Genomic DNA, 212 nt, shown 5'->3' with positions numbered 1-212 from the left:
CGGACCCATCGCCGCGCCAGGTCCAGGTACGGGTCGAAATCGCCCGGCCCGGCCATCGGCACCACCGCCCGGGTCGAGCCCTCCACCAGCCAGGGAACGGAGCTCGGCTCGATCGGCCCATCCAGCCGATGCACGCCCCAGAGGGCCTCGGCGTCGCCGGGGCACTCGGTCAGCACCGCCCGCCATTGCGAACCGGCCTCCCGCGCGTCCCC

The 212-nt window shown here is 75.5% G+C and carries 1 protein-coding gene; it reads right to left on the bottom strand.

Translation table 11 applies throughout. The features are described from left to right. Positions 1-212: hypothetical protein (locus G6O54_RS37225; protein ID WP_165236267.1), on the bottom strand; the 212-nt coding region annotated here is incomplete at both ends.

Origin of the sequence: Aquisphaera insulae (assembly GCF_011064615.1) — a bacterium.
In the GTDB taxonomy this organism is placed as follows: domain Bacteria; phylum Planctomycetota; class Planctomycetia; order Isosphaerales; family Isosphaeraceae; genus Aquisphaera; species Aquisphaera insulae.
This window is presented reverse-complemented; position numbering and strand designations above follow the sequence as displayed.